Annotated in this window: 1 protein-coding gene; it reads left to right on the forward strand. The window is 44.1% G+C overall.

Features of this window, described 5'->3' with window-relative positions; all coding sequences use genetic code 11:
• On the forward strand, positions 1-1837 hold a 1837-nt coding region (locus MC7420_RS34650; RefSeq protein ID WP_006106658.1), incomplete at both ends, for a condensation domain-containing protein.

Consider the following 1837-nt stretch of genomic DNA (forward strand, 5'->3'; position numbering starts at 1 on the left):
CGGAGAAGCCCTTTCAGTTAACCCGGTTAAAAAAGCACTGGCGGCTTTGCCATCAACTCAGATTATTAATGGATATGGTCCGACGGAAAACACGACCTTTACTTGTTGCTATTCTTTGCCCAAACAGCTTCCAGGAACTGAATTATCAATCTCCATCGGTCGTCCGATAAGTAATACCCAAGTTTATCTTCTCGATGCTTATTGGCAACCCGTTCCCATCGGTGTTATCGGGGAACTCTACATTGGTGGTGATGGATTAGCTAGAGGTTATTTGAATCGCCCCGAATTAACAGGGGAGAAATTTATTGCCAATCCCTTTAGCAATCAACCCAATGCTCGTTTGTACAAAACCGGAGACTTGGCGCGGTATCGAGCCGATGGCACTATCGAATTTGTGGGTCGGGTTGATAATCAAATTAAGCTGCGAGGGTTTCGGATTGAACTGGGGGAAATTGAAGCGGTATTAAGTCAATATCCGCAAGTCAAGGATACTGTAGTTATTGTCACAGAAGACCAACCGGGGAATAAACGTCTAGTTGCCTATTGTGTCTCTAATTCCGAACAATCAATTACCGCTGAATTACGCTCATTCCTCAAGACAAAGCTCCCGGATTATATGGTGCCATCAGCTTTTGTCCAGTTGGATGCTTTTCCCCTCACTCCCAATGGCAAAGTTGACCGTCGTGCTTTACCTAAACCTGAAATTGAAGAGACGCTCTCAACCAACTTTATTCCTCCACGCACCGCAACTGAGGAACAATTAACTCGAATTTGGACATCAGTGTTAAGAATTAAGCCAATAGGCATCCACGATAACTTTTTTGAATTAGGAGGACATTCTTTATTAGCCACTCAAGTGATTTCCCGTATCCGTCAGAATTGGGAAATAGAATTACCACTGCGCTGTTTATTTGAATCACCAACTATTGCTGAATTAAGCAAGCATCTAGAAACAAAGGTATGGAGTCAAGCGTCTCAAGTCATTCAACCCGTAACCAGAGATAAAGAGATTCCCCTATCCTTTGCCCAACAGCGATTGTGGTTTATTGACCAGTTTGAAAAGGAAAGTGCCGTCTATAATATACCCTACGCCTTACACCTAACTGGACAACTCAACCGCAACGCCCTCGAACAAAGCGTACAACAAATAATTCAACGTCACGAAACCCTGCGAACCCGTTTCCAACTGGTGAATGAGGCTCCCATGCAAATTATCGAGCCTCATATCCACTTCAGCTTATCGATTATTGACGTAGAAGACCAACAGATAAACCCAGAATCCACCCAAGTTCAGCAGCTAATTCAACAAGAAGCGCAAACCCCCTTTGACTTAATCAAAGCCCCCTTATTCAGAGTCAAACTCCTGTGCTTAAATCCCCAATCTCATATCTTAATCTTAACCCTACACCACATCATCTCCGATGGCTGGTCAATGGGGATATTGATTCGAGAATTATCCAGTTTATATCAAGCCTTTTGTACCGGAAAATCCAACCCCTTAACCCCACTTCCCATCCAATATGCTGACTTTGCCATCTGGCAACGACAATGGTTAAGTGGAGAGGTTTTAGACAATCAACTGAGTTATTGGCAAAAGCAATTACAGGGAAGTCCCGCCTTATTAGAACTGCCCACGAACTACCCCCGACCCTCTCAACAAACCTTTCGGGGACATCGCCAACGGTTTCAGCTAAATCCGGAGTTAACCCAGCAGCTAAAAAGCCTGAGCCAAAAAACAGAAGCCACATTATTTATGACCCTATTGGCAGCATTTGCCACCTTACTCTATCGCTACAGTTCCCAATCCGATATCGTGATTGGCTCTCCCATTGCCAAT

It is taken from the genome of Coleofasciculus chthonoplastes PCC 7420 (assembly GCF_000155555.1).
Taxonomy (GTDB): Bacteria; Cyanobacteriota; Cyanobacteriia; order Cyanobacteriales; family Coleofasciculaceae; genus Coleofasciculus; species Coleofasciculus chthonoplastes_A.